The organism is Sphingomonas sp. SP6 (assembly GCF_058313435.1).
The window spans coordinates 132,149-147,777 of the sequence record NZ_JBZFLG010000004.1 but is presented as its reverse complement, the minus strand read 5'-3'; the positions used below and the strand labels follow the sequence as shown (position 1 = coordinate 147,777).

Annotated in this window: 17 protein-coding genes; 7 read left to right on the top strand and 10 right to left on the bottom strand. The window is 69.1% G+C overall.

Annotation, left to right across the window (positions count from 1 at the left end; translation table 11 throughout):
- The first annotated feature begins 50 nt into the window (after nucleotides 1-50).
- Entirely contained in the window at nucleotides 51-1,247 is a 1,197-nt protein-coding gene (lptF, locus tag AC4GYY_RS14145) for an LPS export ABC transporter permease LptF (RefSeq protein ID WP_491121487.1), read from the top strand.
- Nucleotides 1,248-1,263: 16 nt separating this feature from the next.
- A complete protein-coding gene (gene lptG, locus AC4GYY_RS14140) occupies nucleotides 1,264-2,355 on the top strand; it encodes an LPS export ABC transporter permease LptG (protein ID WP_491121486.1) in 1,092 nt (363 codons plus the stop codon).
- A 1-nt stretch (nucleotide 2,356) separates the two neighbouring features.
- Here lptG and AC4GYY_RS14135 read toward each other — a convergent pair whose 3' ends face one another.
- Nucleotides 2,357-3,439, bottom strand: a complete 1,083-nt coding sequence (locus AC4GYY_RS14135) for a fatty acid desaturase family protein (RefSeq protein WP_491121484.1) — start codon at nucleotides 3,437-3,439, stop codon at nucleotides 2,357-2,359.
- Nucleotides 3,440-3,549: 110 nt separating this feature from the next.
- Here AC4GYY_RS14135 and AC4GYY_RS14130 point away from each other — a divergent pair, with 110 nt between their 5' ends.
- Nucleotides 3,550-4,701 (top strand): N-acetyltransferase, encoded by a 1,152-nt coding sequence (locus AC4GYY_RS14130; RefSeq protein WP_491121482.1) that lies wholly within the window; start codon nucleotides 3,550-3,552, stop codon nucleotides 4,699-4,701.
- A gap of 36 nt (nucleotides 4,702-4,737) precedes the next feature.
- On the opposite strand, the gene AC4GYY_RS14125 is transcribed toward AC4GYY_RS14130, so the two are convergent.
- A complete protein-coding gene (locus tag AC4GYY_RS14125; RefSeq protein WP_491121481.1) occupies nucleotides 4,738-4,968 on the bottom strand; it encodes a hypothetical protein in 231 nt (76 codons plus the stop codon).
- Nucleotides 4,969-5,215: 247 nt separating this feature from the next.
- Here AC4GYY_RS14125 and AC4GYY_RS14120 point away from each other — a divergent pair, with 247 nt between their 5' ends.
- The gene (locus AC4GYY_RS14120; RefSeq protein WP_491121480.1) at nucleotides 5,216-5,353 is read left to right on the top strand and encodes a hypothetical protein; all 138 of its coding nucleotides are present in this window, start codon (nucleotides 5,216-5,218) and stop codon (nucleotides 5,351-5,353) included.
- 50 nt (nucleotides 5,354-5,403) lie between these two features.
- On the opposite strand, the gene AC4GYY_RS14115 is transcribed toward AC4GYY_RS14120, so the two are convergent.
- The 6 genes from AC4GYY_RS14115 to AC4GYY_RS14090 form a co-directional block, all read right to left on the bottom strand.
- On the bottom strand, nucleotides 5,404-6,192 hold the full coding sequence (locus AC4GYY_RS14115) for a transporter (RefSeq protein ID WP_491121479.1): 789 nt from the start codon (nucleotides 6,190-6,192) through the stop codon (nucleotides 5,404-5,406).
- Entirely contained in the window at nucleotides 6,189-6,959 is a 771-nt protein-coding gene (xth, locus tag AC4GYY_RS14110; RefSeq protein WP_491121478.1) for an exodeoxyribonuclease III, read from the bottom strand. The genes AC4GYY_RS14115 and xth overlap by 4 nt, the downstream gene beginning before the upstream one ends.
- 10 nt (nucleotides 6,960-6,969) lie before the next feature.
- The gene (gene erpA / locus AC4GYY_RS14105) at nucleotides 6,970-7,308 is read right to left on the bottom strand and encodes an iron-sulfur cluster insertion protein ErpA (RefSeq protein ID WP_491121477.1); all 339 of its coding nucleotides are present in this window, start codon (nucleotides 7,306-7,308) and stop codon (nucleotides 6,970-6,972) included.
- A gap of 38 nt (nucleotides 7,309-7,346) precedes the next feature.
- Nucleotides 7,347-8,114, bottom strand: coding sequence for a M23 family metallopeptidase (locus AC4GYY_RS14100; protein ID WP_491121476.1), 768 nt, complete (start codon nucleotides 8,112-8,114; stop codon nucleotides 7,347-7,349).
- Between the two features lie 205 nt (nucleotides 8,115-8,319).
- A complete protein-coding gene (locus AC4GYY_RS14095; protein WP_491121475.1) occupies nucleotides 8,320-8,775 on the bottom strand; it encodes a peroxiredoxin in 456 nt (151 codons plus the stop codon).
- The gene (locus AC4GYY_RS14090) at nucleotides 8,775-11,444 is read right to left on the bottom strand and encodes a bifunctional [glutamine synthetase] adenylyltransferase/[glutamine synthetase]-adenylyl-L-tyrosine phosphorylase (RefSeq protein WP_491121474.1); all 2,670 of its coding nucleotides are present in this window, start codon (nucleotides 11,442-11,444) and stop codon (nucleotides 8,775-8,777) included. The genes AC4GYY_RS14095 and AC4GYY_RS14090 overlap by 1 nt, the downstream gene beginning before the upstream one ends.
- Before the next feature lie 49 nt (nucleotides 11,445-11,493).
- Here AC4GYY_RS14090 and AC4GYY_RS14085 point away from each other — a divergent pair, with 49 nt between their 5' ends.
- Nucleotides 11,494-11,670 carry a hypothetical protein gene (locus AC4GYY_RS14085; protein WP_491121472.1) on the top strand — a complete coding sequence of 59 codons (177 nt, stop codon included), beginning with the start codon at nucleotides 11,494-11,496 and terminating at the stop codon, nucleotides 11,668-11,670.
- Here AC4GYY_RS14085 and AC4GYY_RS14080 read toward each other — a convergent pair.
- A complete protein-coding gene (locus tag AC4GYY_RS14080; RefSeq protein WP_491121470.1) occupies nucleotides 11,667-12,314 on the bottom strand; it encodes a sigma-70 family RNA polymerase sigma factor in 648 nt (215 codons plus the stop codon). The two genes, AC4GYY_RS14085 and AC4GYY_RS14080, sit on opposite strands and share 4 nt — an antisense overlap.
- Before the next feature lie 289 nt (nucleotides 12,315-12,603).
- Nucleotides 12,604-13,404 (bottom strand): response regulator, encoded by an 801-nt coding sequence (locus tag AC4GYY_RS14075; RefSeq protein ID WP_491121468.1) that lies wholly within the window; start codon nucleotides 13,402-13,404, stop codon nucleotides 12,604-12,606.
- A 304-nt stretch (nucleotides 13,405-13,708) separates the two neighbouring features.
- On the opposite strand from AC4GYY_RS14075, the gene AC4GYY_RS14070 reads away from it, so the two are divergent.
- The gene (locus AC4GYY_RS14070) at nucleotides 13,709-13,864 is read left to right on the top strand and encodes a NepR family anti-sigma factor (protein ID WP_491121466.1); all 156 of its coding nucleotides are present in this window, start codon (nucleotides 13,709-13,711) and stop codon (nucleotides 13,862-13,864) included.
- Between the two features lie 11 nt (nucleotides 13,865-13,875).
- Complete coding sequence (locus AC4GYY_RS14065; RefSeq protein ID WP_491121464.1) at nucleotides 13,876-15,459, top strand: sensor histidine kinase; 1,584 nt, start codon at nucleotides 13,876-13,878, stop codon at nucleotides 15,457-15,459.
- The last annotated feature ends 170 nt before the right edge of the window (nucleotides 15,460-15,629 follow it).

Sequence of the window (15,629 nt, the reverse complement as noted above, 5' to 3'; positions counted from 1 at the left end):
CCCTCCGCTACAGCGCCGCGACCAGCCGCAAGCGGACCGACTACCTTCAGATGAAAGCGATCGACCGCTACATGGCCCGGCTGATCGCGGTGCCGCTGATCTCGACGCTGGTGATCGCGGCGATGCTGCTGGTGCTCGACCGGATGCTGCGGCTGTTCGACTTCGTCGCGACCGAAGGCGGGCCGATCAGCGTCGTCTGGCGGATGCTCGCCAATCTGCTGCCCGAATATCTCGGGCTCGGCATCCCGATCGGGCTGCTGCTCGGCATCCTCCTCGCCTTCCGCCGGATCGCGACGAGCAGCGAGCTCGACGTGATGCGCGCGGTCGGGATGAGCTACGCGCGGCTGCTGCGCGTGCCCTATCTGTATGCCGCGGGGCTGGCGCTGCTGAACCTGGCGATCGTCGGCTATGTCCAGCCGTGGTCGCGCTACAAGTACGAGCAGCTCCGGTTCGAGCTGCGCACCGGCGCGCTCGGCGCGTCGATCAAGGTCGGCGAGTTCACCCACTTCCCCAATGGCGCCACCGTCCGGATCGAGCAGAGCCGGCAGAACGGCCGCAAGCTGAACGGCATCTTCGTCCAGACGCGCACCCCGAAGGCCGACTGGTTCGGGGTCACCGCGCAGAGCGGGCAGTTCCTGGCGACCGACGATCCCAACACCATCATCTTCCGGCTGACCAACGGCACGCTGATCCACAATCGCCCCGATTTCATCGCTCCGCGCGTCCTGACCTTCTCCAGTCACGACCTGCCGATCCCGCTTCCCAAGTTCGGGACGTTCCGGACGCGCGGCGGGCGCAATCTCGAATATACGCTGCCCGAGCTGGCACGGATCGGCCATAGCGGCGAGACCGCGCAGGCGCGCGACGCGAGCCGGGCGGAGTTCCACTTCCGCCTGGCCGAGGTGGCGACCATGTTCTTCCTGCCGCTGCTCGCGGTGGCGCTGGGGGTGCCGCCCAAGCGATCGACCTCGGCGCTGGGGGTGTTCCTCGCGATCGTGATGGTCGTCACCTATTACAAGGTGAACCAATATGCCGCGTCCATCGGCGAACTCGGCAAGCTCGATCCGTTCATCGCCTTGTGGACGCCGTTCACGGTGTTCGCGGCGCTGATCTCCTACCTGTTCTACCAGATCGCCTATGTCCCGGGCGGGCAACCGATCGGCGGGCTGGAGCGCGCCGCGGGCAAGGCGTGGAAGGCGATCACCAGGCGGATGCCGGGCCGACGGCGCGAGCTCCGCGCCGCATGAGGATGGGGCGATGGGCATGACGAGCTTCTTCCCGTCGCGGACGGTCGCGCTCTACATGGGCCGGATGTTCCTGATCCGCACCTTCGCGATCCTGTTCGGGGTCGCGCTGGTGCTGCTGGCGCTCAATCTGCTGAGCGAATCGGGCAAGATCCTGGCGGTGCCGGGCAACGGTCAGGCCGAGGTGTGGCGCTACGCCTCGCTGCGCGGACCAGAGATCATCGCCTTTCTCCTGCCCTTCTCGGTGCTGCTGGGGACGATCCTGACGCTGATCACGATGAACCAGAACAGCGAGGTGGTCGCGCTCAAGGCGTCCGGGCTTTCGGCGCACCAGGTGCTGGCGCCGCTGCTGGTGGCGAGTCTCTGCGTCGCCGCGATGGCGTTCGTGTTCAACGATCGCGTCGTCAGCCGCGCGACCGCCACGCTCGATCAGTGGGACAAGGTGAATTACGGCCCGCTCCCGATCGATCGTGGCGAGCGCGCCAACGTCTGGGTCCGCGACGGCGACGACCTGATCGAGGTCGATCAGGTGCGCGGCCGCGGCGCGACGACCCGGCTCGGCGGGGTCACGATCTACGATCGCGAGGGCGGCAATCTCCGCGCGATCGTCACGGCGCCCACCGGGGCGCGGGTGGCCGGCGGCTGGCGGATCTGGCCCGCCAAACGGTTCGACGTCGCGAGCGGACGGGTGACCCGGCTCGGCGCGACGGTGGTCGCGCGGGCCGTTCGCGCCGACCAGCTGACGCTGGCGAGCATCGATGCCGACGGCCTTTCGTTCACCGCGCTGCGCGAGGCGATCTTCGACCTGCGCGACGCGGGGCGCCCGACGAAGTCGCTGGAGGGCGCGCTCTGGCACAAGCTGTCGAGCCCGCTGTCGGCGGTGCTGATGCCGCTGCTGGGAGCGGTTGCGGCGTTCGGGATCGCGCGATCGGGCAAGCTGTTCGTCCGCGCGGTGATCGGGATGATGCTCGGCTTCGCCTATTTCGTCGCCGACAATTTCGCGCTGGCGATGGGCAATCTCGGCGCGTACCCGCCGTTCCTCGCGGCCTGGGCGCCGTTCCTGCTGTTCCTGCTGATCGGCGAGGCGGTGCTGATCCGGACCGAGGAATAGATCAGCGGCGGAACGTGCCGTGCGCGATCTTCCAGGCGAGACCGGGAAGGCCGCTGTAGCTGGCCTTGTGATAGGGCGACTCTTCCCCCAGCGCCTTCGACAGCCGCCGATGCGCCTCCCCGAGCGCATGATAGGGAAGCCCGGGCAGCAGATGATGCAGCGCGTGGTAGCGGAGCCCGACGGGCGCCCACAGGAAGGGCAGCAGGGTTGGCGGGGGGACGTTGACCGAATCGAGATATTGCGCGGTGACGCTCATCACCTCACCGTCGTTCTCCCACAGATGCGCAACCAAGGTGCGGACCTGATTGAGGACCGCGACCCCGGCGACGATCGCGAGACCGGTCAGGAAGACGTGAAGCGAGATCACGCCGGTCGCCACACCCGCGATCACCGTCACCGCCCACACGCTCGCGGCGAGATCGATGCGGTTGAACAGCTTGAGCGCCTCCCCCTCCGGAATGCGGCGGCGGAACGCCGGGTTGATCGCGAGCGCGGAAAAGCGCTCGATCACCACGCGGCGCAGTCCCGGCACGACCAGGGAGAGCGGGGACAGGACGCCGAAGCGGATCAGGAAGCCGATCGGCGCCAGCGCGGAGACGAGGATGAAGGTCGGCAGCGTCCAAGGCTTCATCAGCGCGAGCGGCAGATATTCCGGATCGTCGGCGGTGCCGTAGCGGGTCTTGGCGTGGTGGAGATTGTGGACGCCCTCGTACATGAACGACGGGGTCAGCAGCGGCACGCCGACGACCGCATTCCAGCCGAGCCGGAAATGCGGGAGCGCGGCGTGCTTGACGTGACTCACCTCGTGGATGAACAGCAGCGCCCGGTACAGCGCCAGCACCGCCACGATCGCCGCGGCGATCACGAGCGGCGTGGAGGAGGCGGTCGCCGCGACCGCGACGGCGGCATAGCCCAGCGCCGCCGAGCCGAGCATGTCGGCCCAGTAGATCGCGGGACGGGGCTGGACGAGGTCGCGGGTCAACTCCGCGGCCGCGCGCAGCATCGCCTTGTCGTCGGCGATGCGCAGCCGCGGCGCGGGAGCGCGTGCGGCGGCGCGCACGTCGATGAAGGGCGATGAGGCCATGGTCCGGTCCATTCCAGCAAGATAGTGGCGTCAGCGTGACGATACGAGCCTTGGCGGATGACGCTTGTGTCACTCGCCATGATCGAGCGCGGCGGTTACAGCGCCTCGCCATGCCAGCCTTCACCATCCGCCCGGTCACGACCAAGCGCGACCGCAAGACCTTCGTCGATGTCCCGTTCCGGCTCTACCGGGATGACCCGAACTGGGTGCCGCCGCTCAAAGGCGAAGCGTTGGGGCTGATCACCCCGGCGAAGAACGGCTGGTACAGCCACGCCAAGGCGCAGCTGTTCCTCGCCGAAGAGGGCGGGCGCGTGGTCGGACGCATCTCGGCGCATATCGACACCCTGGCGCTCGAAATGCCCGCGGACCGCGGCTTCGGCCCCGGCACGGGGTTCTGGGGACTGATGGAGGCGGAACGCGAGGACGTCTTCGTCGCGCTCCTGAACACGGCCGAGGGCTGGCTCCGCGACGAGGGCACGACCCGCGCGATCGGGCCGATCTCGCAGTCGATCTGGGAGGAACCCGGGCTGCTGACCCACGGCTTCGATCATCCGCCGACGGTGATGATGGGCCACGCCCGGCCCGAATATCAGGCGTGGATCGAGCGGGCCGGTTACGGGGCGGTGAAGCAGCTGTTCACCTACGATCTCGACATCACCAAGGAGTTTCCCCCGTTGGTCCGGCGGATCATCCAGTCGGGGGAGAAGAACCCGCGGATCGTGGTGCGCGAGGTCGACAAGTCCCGGTTCGAGGAGGAGGCGGCGATCATCCTCGGGATCCTCAACGACGCCTGGTCCGACAATTGGGGCTTCATCCCGCTGACTCCGCCCGAGATCAGGGACGTCGGCGTCAAGCTCAAGCCGATCGTGTTCAACGATCTGATCCGCATCGCCGAGGTCGACGGGCGGCCGGTCGCGTTCATGATCACCCTCCCCGACCTCAACGAAGCGATCAAGCCGTTGAACGGCAGCCTGCTCCCGCTCGGCTGGGCCAAGCTGTTGTTGTGGCTGCGCCGGCCGAAGGTACGGACGGTGCGGGTGCCGCTGATGGGCGTGGTGAAGGAGTTGCAGGCGTCGCGGCTTGCCAGCCAGCTCGCCTTCATGATGATCGAGTATATCCGCCGCGCCTCGGTGGCGCATTATGGCGCCAGCCGAGGCGAGATCGGCTGGATCCTCGACGACAATCAGGGGATGCGGTCGATCGCCGACGCCATCCAGTGCGACATCAACAAGATCTACACGGTGTACGCCCGCGATCTGTGAGGCTCCGACGGCTCGGGCCGCCGGAGCCGGGTGGGATTACTTCCGGACGCGCGGATCGAAGCCGTCGGCGAGCCACGCCTCGAGCGACTTGCAGGTGCGCTGCGCGATATGGGTGCCGGTCGGGGTCTCGACCACGCAATAGCGCACGCTATGCGGGGTGGAGGCCGTAGTCGTGGCGGTCGTGCTTGCGTCGGGCTTGGGCTCGGCCGAAGCGATCGTCGGGACGGCGAGCGCGGCGGCGGCGGCGATCAGGGCGATACGGGTCATGGCAGTCCTCCTCTTGGTTCGGCGAAGCGCCGACACGAGGACAGGTGCATTAGTTGTGCCATACACCTACTCTAAGTGAAATCAGATACTTACGTCTGACTACATATGTCATCAGTTGGCGGACAGGCCCGTTCCACGGGAGTTTCCGCCACAATTCGGCGGTCGACGATGACAGGACCACATCTTGATTGTTTACCGTTTCGTGACAAACTTCTTGCAGTTCGATGACGGATCGCAGGAGGATATCATGAACCAGCGCACCACACGCAGCCGGCCCGACGAGCCGATCGAAACGTCCATGGGCGGCAGCTCGGTTGCGACGCATCGCAAAGCCGAGCGGATGCGCACCTATGTCCAGCCGCATCGCCCTGAAGCGAGAATGTAACGAACGGCCCGGCCGACCGCGCCGCAACTGAGGCGCGGCTCGTCAGCCGTTCAGAACAGGATGGCCCCGCCGAAGCCGAGCTCCAGGTCGGGCGTGTCGCGGTTGAGCCCTGCGCCGACCAGGATGTCGAGCTGGGTCCGCTTCGTCGGTTGCCATGCGAACGACAGCGCCGCAGTGCTCTGCGTCGTATGCCCGGACGGATCGCGGTCCGCCACGATCTGGACTTCGGCCACCGCGGTCACGCTGTCGCCGAGGTCGTAGCCGATCCCCCAATCCCCACTATACGAGAGGTGCCGGCCCGAGCGGTCCTGATCGACCGCAGCATCGGCCGAGCCGGTGAACTGCAAGGACAAATCGTTCGACAGGTCGACATTCGCCGGGACGACGAGGCCATAGCCCCAGTCTCCCGCGCCGATCGCCTGTCCGCCGACCGGCGCGGTGACATAAGGCTCCAGCGCGAACGACAGCCCCTTGCCGTCGGGATGAAGAACGTTGCGCCGGAGGGCGACGCGGACGTCACCGATGCTCTGAACCGATGCGACTCCCGAGCGATCGCGAAGGCGGTCGTGCCCGTAGGCGGTCCAGCCGAGCTGGACATCGGCGTGATCGGCGATCCCGAGCCGCGCCTGGACGTCGCCGATCCGCACGACATCCTCGCGGCTGCCCGCCTGCTGGTCGAGGGTCCAGTCGACCGCCCCGACCTCGACCAGGACGCGACCGGGTTCGACGGTGCACGGCGTGTCGACCAGGCTCGGCCGACTTGGGCAGAAGCGCGGATCGTCGTCCGCCCATGCCGGAGCCGCGGCGACCAGCGCCAGCGCAGCGAGCGCGCGCCTCATCGCAGCTGGACCCAGGTCGGCGCGTGATCGCTCGCCTTCTCGCGGCCGCGATAGGCCTTGTCGACGCCGGCATCGACCAGCCGGTCGGCGACCGCGGGGCTGAGCAGCAGATGGTCGATCCGGAAGCCGTGATCGCGAGGCCAGGCGCCCGCCTGATAGTCCCAGAAGGTCCAGACCCCGCCCTTGGGATGACGGGTCCGCAGCGCGTCGGTCCACCCCTGCGCGACGAGCGCCCGGTAGCCGGCGCGGCTTTCCGGCTGCATCAGCGCGTCCTCCGCCATCGCGCGCACCGAGAAGGTGTCGTCGTCATGGGGGATCACGTTGTAATCGCCCGCGAGCACCGCCGGCGCCTCCTCGGCCAGGAGCGCCCGCGCCCGCTCGGCCAGGCGGTCGATCCAGCGCAGCTTGTAGTCGAACTTGGGGCCGGGCCGTGGATTGCCGTTCGGCAGATAGATCGACGCGACGACGAGGCCGTCCACGTCGCACTCCAGGTAGCGGCTATGCTCGTCCTCAGGCTCGCCGAGGAGGCCGCGCCGGCGTTCCACGGGGTCAAGCCCGCGGGCGAGGACGGCGACGCCGTTCCAGCTCTTCTGCCCGTGCCAGACCGCGCCGTACCCCGCGTCGCGGATGTCCTGTTCGGGAAAGGTGTCGTCCGAAGCCTTGAGCTCCTGGAGACAGACCACGTCCGGCTGCGCTTCGGTGAGATACTCGACCAGGCGGGGCAGCCGCGCCTTGATGCCGTTGACGTTGTAGGTGACGATCTTCACGCCGCCGTGGTTACACGGCGAAGCTGCTCCCGCAACCACAACCCGATGCGGCGTTGGGGTTCTCGACCTTGAACGCGGCGCCGCCGAGACTTTCGACGTAGTCGACCGAACAGCCGCGGACGAGGTCGAGGCTGATGCTGTCCACCACGAGCCGCACGCCGTCGGTCTCGGCGATCACGTCGTCGACCTCGGGCGCATCGGCGAACCCGAAGCGATACTGGAACCCCGAACAACCGCCGCCATCGACCGCGAGCCGCAGGATGGCCGGCTTGCCCTGCTTTTCCGCGATCGCCGCGACCCGCGCGGCGGCGGAAGGAGTCAGCGCGATGTCGGAAGCGAGCGTGGCCATGCAGCGGAGATAGGGCCGATGACCTCGCCGGACAATCCTCAGTCCTGCGGAGCCGGCCCGGTCGACACGGGGACGACCCCGACCGAGGTGTCCTTGGCCGCGAGCAGGTAATCGGCGGTCGTCAGGAACGGCAGCGGATTGACCGCGTGGCCGTCGATCCGAACCTCGTAATGGAGATGCGGACCGGTCGAGCGCCCGGTCGAGCCCATCAGGCCGATCAGCTGCCCGCGGACGACGCGGGTGTTGTCCGCGACCATGATGCGCGAGAGGTGGCCGTAGCGGGTGGCGATGCCCTTGCCGTGATTGACCTCGATCATGTTGCCGTAGCCGCCCTGGCGACCGGCGTGGCTGATGATGCCGTCGGCGGTCGCGTAGATGGGGGTGCCGACCGGACCGGGGATGTCGACCCCGGCGTGCATCCGCGCGGAGCCGTTGAACGGATCGGAGCGGATGCCGAAATTGCTGGTGAAATGCATCGTCGTCACCGGCTGGACCGACGGGATCGCGATCACGCCTTGCTCGAGATTGTCGAGCTTCTTCCAGGTCATGAACAGCGAACGGAACTGCTGGTCGTTGCTGGTCTCGTTGGCGCTCGCCGGGAGCAGCGGCCCGCCGACGCCGGGCCGTGCAATCCGGCCGTCGGTCGCCGCAGCGGCGGCGGTCATCGCCGCGCCCGGCTCTGCCGCCTGCGCGGTCGCGGCGACGCCGAACGCCATCACGGCCGCAAGCGCCGCCCGGCGGAGCGAGACGGAACAGGAGCCGGTGCGGAGCGGCGCCGAAATCGTCTCGCGAACAGAAATCATCATCAAGCTCGTGCGGTCCCGGGTGCGGCCGGCGGCCCGAAGACCGCCGCCGTTTTGAACATCAATCTGGTTCGCAGCCCCACCGCTCACCGGATCGACACCACCTGACGCGCCGCATCGTTAATGGGCAAGCCTTAGTCGCACCAACTCGCGTCGGGTCGGGAGAACCGTGCGGCGAGTCGTTGAAATCGGAGAAAACGTGTCCGGATCAGATCGCGCGCGCCGCGTCGAGCACCGCTTGCGCATGCCCGGGGACTCGCACCTTGCGCCACGCTTGGACCAGTCGCCCGTCGCGATCGAACAGGAAGGTCGATCGGTCGATCCCCATATAGGTCCGGCCGTACATGCTCTTTTCCACCCAAACCCCGAACGCCTCGGTGACCGAGCCGTCCAGGTCGCTCGCCAGCGGGGGCGTCAGCGCGTATTTGGCGGCGAACTTGGCGTGGCTCTTCACGTCGTCGCGCGAGATGCCGAGGAGCGAGACGCCGGCGGCGGCGAAGTCGGCGGCGAGGGCGGAGAAGTCCTGCGCTTCGCGGGTGCAGCCGGTCGTATCGTCCTTCGGATAGAACCAGACCACGGCGGGACATGCGAGCCCGCGCAGCGGCAGCGGCGCCCCGTTCGCGTCGGTGGCGACGACCTCCGGAATGCGATCGCCTGCGTCCATCAGTCCATCTCCCGCTCGATGCCGAGGACATCCTGCCGCGCCGCCTCGAAGGCGGCAAGCGCGTGCGGCCAATCGCGCTCGCCGAGCGCGCGGGCGATCAGCGCGCAGGTCGATGCGCTGGGAACCGCGAGGTCCGGCGCGACGAGGCGCGCGGTGACGAGCAGGCGGGTGAGCAGATCGTGCGCGGCGCGTGCCGGCGGCGGCAGCAGCCCGCGCTCGGTCAGCGCGTCGATCGCGCGGCCGAGGTCGGAATCGAACCCGACGCCGGAGACGAGCTGGCGGACATGGACCGCGAACTCGAGATCCACCAGCCCGCCGGGAAGCAGCTTGGCGTCGAGCGGGCCCTGCGGCGGCTTGTGCGCGGCCATCTCCGCCCGCATCTCGCGCGCGTCCGCGGCGATGTCGCGGCCCCGGTCGGCGCGAAGCGCATCGGCGACGATCGCCTCGACCTGGCGGCGCGCTTGCGGGGAACCGAACACGGTCCGCGCGCGGGTGAGCGCCATCCGCTCCCAGGTCCACGCCTCCTCGCGCTGGTAACGCGCGAACGACTCCAGGCTGACCACCAGCGGCCCCTGGGTCCCCGAAGGCCGCAGCCGGGTGTCGACGGGGTAGAGCGGTCCCGCGGCGGTCGCGACCGACAGCGCCGCGGTCACCCGGCTGGCGAGCCGCGTGTAATAGAGCGTCGCCCCCAGCGGCTTGGCGCCGTCCGACTCGGCCCGGAAATCGCCGGTGAAGAGGTAGATGAGATCGAGGTCCGAGGCATGGGTCATCGCCCCGCCGCCGAAGCGGCCCAGCGCCAGGATGAGCAATTCGCTGTCGGCGACCCGGCCGTGCGCGCGCGCGAACTCCTCGGTCGCCGCCGCCGCGAGCACCTCGACCGCGGCTTCGGCGAGCTGGGCATAGCCTTCGGCGACCGCGAGCGGATCGCGCGCGCCCGCCACGATCTGCGCGCCGAGCGCGAACCTCTTCTCGCCGACGATGCGACGGACATGTTCGAGCCGCTCCTGATAGTCGCCGGCGTCGCCCGCGCGAAGATCCGCGGCCAGGCGCGCAGCCGGCGGCGTCGCGGCGAAGGCGCTCGCGTCGATCAGCCCGTCCAGCAGGGCGGGCCGGAGCGCGAGTTCCTCCGCCAGGGTGGGCGCCTGAGCGAGGATCGCCGCGAGCAGCCCGGCGAGCGCGGGCCGCGCCTCAAGCAGACGGAAGGCGTTGATCGCCGTCGGCAGCCGCTCGACGACCCGGTCGAACCCGGCGAGCGCGCGTGACGGATCGGGCGCGTCGGCGAAGGCCCGCAACAGTTGCGGCAGAACCGCCTCCAGCGCCGCGAGCGCCGCCGGGCTGCGCAGCGCCGGGTAACGACCCGACCGCCAGTGTTCGACCATCCGCACCGCGCCGTCCGGGTCAAGGAAGCCCAGGGCGGCGAGCTGCGACGCGAGCCGCTCTCGGTCCGCGGAAAGCGCGTCCGCGACGGGGGGAGCGAGCCGGTCGTAGAGCGCGGCGGTCACCTCGACATGCGGACGAAGGCTGGCGAGGAGCGCGGCGCCATCGGCCAATCCGTCCAGTCGCGCGACGGCGTCGAGCGCCGCGCCCGCGGGGAGCCTGTGGGTCTGGCGATCGTCGATCATCTGAACCCGGTGTTCGACCGTGCGCAGCCGCTCGTACGCGCGAATCAGGACGTGCGCCTCCTCCGCAGCGACATGGCCCGCCGCGGCGAGCGCCGCCAGCGCGTCGCGCGTCGCCGGGGCGCGGAGCGCGGGATCGCGGCCGCCGTGGATCAGCTGGAGTCCTTGCGCGAAGAACTCGATTTCGCGGATGCCGCCGCGCCCGCGCTTGAGGTCGTAGCCGGGACCGAACGCCTGCCCCTGGGCGTGGTGATCGCGGATCCGCTGGGTCAGCGAGGTGATCTCGCCGATCGCCCCGAAGTCCAGGCTGCGCCGCCACACGAAGGGGCGGATCGCTTCGAGGAAGCGCTCGCCCAGCGCGACGTCGCCGGCGCAGGAGCGCGCGCGGATGAAGGCGGCACGCTCCCAAGGCAGCGCCTGCGATTCGTAATAGGCGATCGCCGCTTCGATCGGCAGCGCCAATGGGGTGATCTCGCTCGACGGTCGCAACCGCAGGTCGACCCGAAGGACATAGCCGTCGCCGTCCCGGCGCTGAAGCAGCTCGACCACGCGCTTGGCGATGCGGACCGCGGCGTCCTCGGGCTCCTCGCGCGGGCGACGCGGCAGCGTCGCCGGGTCGAAGAGAAGGATGGGGTCGATATCCGACGAGTAGTTGAGCTCGCGGCTCCCCTGCTTGCCGAGCGCGAGCGCGACGAACCCGGTGGGTCGGGCGTCGGGTGTGCGTTCCACGATCGCGGTGCGGATGGCGCGATCGAGCGCGAGGTCGGCGAATCGCGTGAGCGCGCCGGTGACCGCGGTCAGATCGTAGAGCTCGGCGAGATCGTAGAGCGCGACCGACAAGGCGAGGCGTCGGCGCGCGATCCGCAGCTCGCGCGCGGTCTCGGACGGTGAACCGGCCTCCTCCAGGATCGTCACCGGCCGTCCGGCGACGAGCGCGTCGACCAGCGGCGGGTCGCGCTGGGCGAGCGTCGCCAGGAACGGCGCCTCCGCAACCGCCACCGCAAGCGCCGAGGCGACGGCGGCGGGCGCGCGGTGCCCGGGCAGGATCATTTCCGATCCGTCGGACTGAACCGAACCGCGCGTCGGTCGTTCAGTCGGTATGTCCCCCACGCCCACCTCGATCGACCCGAGCGATGCCGAAGGTGCCTTCGTCGTCCGCAAGCCGCGGGCCAGCGACGCGATCGGCGGCTCGCTGCGGGGCACCTACGCCGTCGATCCGTCCGTCCCGACCGAGCTGAGCGCACTGCTGCGCCAGATCGATCGGCAGGTCCATTAGGCGCTACGCTCGCCGCTGAGGTCGTCGACCTCGCCCATGATCGTGTCGAGCGCCGTCTGACCTTCGGGATTGCTGTGCTCGCGCCGGGACGACAGCGCGCCGTCGGTCATCAACGCCTCCAGCGCGACCCTGCCGCGCGCGACGCGGCTCTTGATCGTGCCCACCGCGACCTTGCAGATCTCTGCCGCCTCCTCATAGGCGAAGCCGCCCGCGCCGACCAGGATCAGCGCCTCGCGCTGGGGCTGCGGCAGGTGCAGCAGCGCGCGCTGCATGTCGGCCAGCTCGACGTGCTTGTCCTGGCTGGCGGGCGCCGCCAGGATCCGATCCGCGACCAGATCGTCCCACTCGCCCTTGAACCGCGCCCGACGCATCTGCGACAGGTACAGGTTGCGCAGGATGATGAAGGTCCAGGCCCGCATGTTGGTGCCCGCCTGGAACCGCTGACGCGCGGCCCAGGCCTTGAGCAGCGTCTCCTGGACCAGATCGTCGGCGAGGTCGCGATTGCCCGACAGCGAGCGACCGAACGCGCGCAGATGCGGGATCACCTGGCCAAGCTGCTGCTTGAACTCTGGATCGCTGAGCGCGACGTGCTCGGCGGGCGCAGGATCGTCCCCGCCGTGATCGCGCACTTGAATTTCGGTCATGACGCTCCGTTGGCCGTGCGCACCGTCAGGTCCGCCGTCGCGCGAGAGATAGGACGAGCGGGCGGGGATTGCCACCCGCCCGCTCCGATGGGGTAGGATCAGAGACGACCCCAGAGCAGAACCACCGCGAAGATCACGATGACGAGCCCCAGCGACGCGCCTAGGATGTACCGTGTCATCCCCGGGGTCGCGCCGGCGCGAGCCTCCTCGGTCGTCACGTGAGTATGTTCGTTATCGTTCGCCATACGGCATCAACCCCCCGCGATCGTTTTGGGTCCGAGACGACTTTTCAACTGGCCGGGACCGTCCGCTCGTCGAAGAACAGCGCCTGGCTGATCGCCGTCTTCACGGTCGACCGCTGGAAGGGCTTGGTGATCAGGAAGGTCGGCTCGGGCCGCTCGCCGGTCAGCAGGCGCTCGGGGAAGGCGGTGATGAAGATCACCGGCACCTGGAACTCGGACAGGATGTCCTTCACCGCGTCGATCCCGGAGCTGTCGTCCGCGAGCTGGATATCGGCGAGGACCAGGCCGGGCCGATCCTCCATCGCCAGCGCCACCGCCTCGTCGCGGGTGACCGCGACCCCGGTGACGTCGTGGCCGAGGTCGCGCACGATCGTCTCGATGTCCATCGCGATGATCGGCTCGTCCTCGATGATCAGGACGCGGGCGCGGGTCTGCTTCTCGATCTCGGACAGCGCGCTCGACACGAGCTCCTCGACCTCGTCGGCTTCGACCCCGATCAGATAGGCGGTGTCCTCGGGCGTGAAACCTTCCATCGCGGTCAGCAAAAGCGCCTGGCGCGACAGCGGCGTCATCCGCGCGAGCCGCGCACGGGCGATCGCCTCGCCGTCGTCGGCGACCTCGTCATCCTCGATCATCTCGTCGACGTTGGCGGACGACCAGATCGCCTGGAACGTGCGATAGAGCCCCAGCCGGGGATCGACGTCGCGAGGGAACTCCTCGGGCGCCGCCACGATCGCCTCGAGCGTCGCGCGAACGTAACGGTCGCCGTGGCTCTGGCTGCCGGTGAGCGCGCGCCCGTAGCGGCGGAGGAACGGCAGGTGCGGTGCAAGCTGTTGTCCAAGCGACATGTGCCGGAAAGTCTCCCAAATCGTCGATCAAGGCGGGTGCTGTCCGCGGCACCGCCCCCCAAGAAGCCGTCGAGAACGTCCGACACGCCAAATCGGGCGCGACGTACCGCGCCCGATCCACTCCCGCACGTGGGAAATCCTCGATTTTTGGGGAACAAACGAAACCGTATTTGGTTTCCAAAGCCGTTGCCGACCAGACGTCGGCGGGCGCCGGCGTCTCTGCCGGCATTTTTAGACCGGTCGAACACGACCGGCCACGTGGGGGAAGACGTTGCCTTCGGTCACCGAACCGCCTGAAGAGCCCGTGAACACGCCCGACGCGGCGAACGTTCCGCCGGAGCGCAAATCCCCACAGGCGATCGATCGTGACATGGGATCGGCGTTGCGATCGGTCTATCAGCGGACAGTGGACGAGACCGTCCCCGACGATCTGCTGTCGTTACTCGGAAAGCTCGACTAGGCGCGGCCGCAATGGCCAGCGCCGCCAATCCGCCGCCGCCGACCGCGGCTCCGCTGCCGACGATCGATCTCTGGCCGACCGGCGCCAAGGTCTTCCTGATCCTGTCGATCGCGCTGCTTCCGATCGCGGTGATCGCGATCTTCGCGACGCTCCAGACCACCCGGCTGGCCGACACCGAGGCGCGCGCGCGCCTTCGCGTCGCCGCGGCCGAAAGCTCGCGCGCGCTGGCCATCGAACTGACGGGCGACATGACCGCCCTGCGCACCGCCGCCGAGGCGCTGGGACGCGATCCCGCCGATGCGCCGAGCTGCGCCCGCGCCCAAGGCGTCTTCGCGCAGCAGTTCGCGGCCGGCACGCGCTTCGTCGTGGTCGACCGCGCCGGGCGCGCCGTGTGCGGCGAGGCGTTTCCGGGCGCGGCGGCGACCGCGGCGCTGGCGGCGCGCGGCGGCATCGCGGCCCGGCTCGATCCGCCGGCCGGACTTCAGCTGGCGGTCTCCGGCGCGAGCGGCGCGCGCGCGGCGGCGATCTTCCCCGCCGACTTCCTCCAGCGACTGAGCCGCCCGAGCGGGTTCGCCCCATCCTATGGGGCGACGTTGGTCGAAGGCGATCGGGCGTTGGCGCTCAAGCCGCTCGACACCGAGGCGGCGCTCGAGCGGCGCGAGACGATCCGGACCGGGCTCGGGATCGGCGGGCTACAACTGCAATTGCAGGTGCGCAGCGCCCCGATCAGTTCCCCCATGGTGATCGCGATGCTGCTGCCGCTGATCATGTGGGCCGCGGCCGCGAGCATCGCCTGGTTCGTGGTCGACCGTCTGCTGATCCGGCCGCTGCGAGATCTGCGATCCGAGGTCGCGAACTTCACGCCGGGCGCCGAGATCGACCCGGTGACGACCCGTGGAGTCCCGGCGCAGGAGATCCGCGAGCTCGGCGAGACCTTCCGCGCCATCAGCCGCACGGTCGCGCTCCACGAGGCCGGCCTGGCGGAAGGGCTGGTCCGCCAGACCAAGCTGACGCGGGAGGTGCATCACCGCGTCAAGAACAATCTTCAGGTGATCGCGAGCCTGATCAACCTCCATTCCCGCGCCGCCCGCACCAACGAGGCGACCGAAGCCTATGCCTCGATCCAGCGGCGGGTGGATGCGCTCGCGGTGGTCCACCGCAATCACTACGCCGAGCTGGAGGAGAACCGAGGGCTGTCGCTCCGGCGGATGCTCGGCGAACTCGCCTCCAATCTTCGCGCGACCTCGCCCGAGGATACCCAGTTGGGCATCACCGTCGACATCGAGCCGATGTGCGTCAACCAGGACGTGGCGGTGGCGGTGGCCTTCCTCGTCACCGAGGCGATCGAGCTGGCGATTGGGTGCGATCGTGCGGCCAAGGCCCGGCTGTCGGTCAAGCCAGCGGACGAGGACGGTCGGGCGGTGCTGCGAATCAGCTCGCCGGCGCTGATCGAGAGCGAGTGTTTCCACACCTTGTTCGCGAAGCGCTATGGTCGGGTGCTCGAGGGATTGTCGCGACAGCTCCGCGCCAGACTGCATCACGATCCCCTGGTGGGCGCGTTCGAGATCACGATCGCGGTGCTGGGTCGCGAGTAAAAAAAAGCGGTGGCCGCGGAACCCAGCCGAACGCGACTGGTTCTAGACTTCGGATCGCGACCTTGTGCCCCCCCGCTCTCGCGATCCACGACACAGGCCCGGAAGCGTCAACCCTCCCCCCCCGGTGACGCTTCCGGGCCTTACCCTTTTCCCTTCATCTCCTGCGCTTA